The following is a 311-nucleotide window of genomic DNA, read 5'->3' as shown; positions in this document are numbered from 1 at the left end:
GGAGGCGCCGGCCAGCGCGGGTGCGTCGGACGGGGCCGCCGCCACCACCCCGAGCCCGTCGGGCTCGCCCGCGCCGAGCAAGCCGGCGGCGGCGGCGCCGTCGTCGGCCTTCCACAGCACCGGAACGGCCCGCGCCAGGACTGTGGTTTCGGCAGGCTCTTCGAACCCGTTGCCGCTGCTGAGCACGATGTCCACCAACTGGCCCGGTGACACCAACTGGACGGTGGAGGGGTCTGCGGGGCGCACGGGCACGGCCACCGTCCCCGGCGGCGCCCCGGTCAGCAGGCCGGGGCCGACGATCGAGGTGTCCA

General features: G+C 76.5%; 1 pseudogene. It reads right to left on the bottom strand.

Annotation, left to right across the window (positions count from 1 at the left end):
- Positions 1 to 311 (bottom strand): annotated as a pseudogene (locus tag AC5RV2_RS19190) (flagellar biosynthesis protein FlgA); the annotation flags it as partial.

It is taken from the genome of Arthrobacter sp. Y3225116 (assembly GCF_059091245.1).
This window is presented reverse-complemented; position numbering and strand designations above follow the sequence as displayed.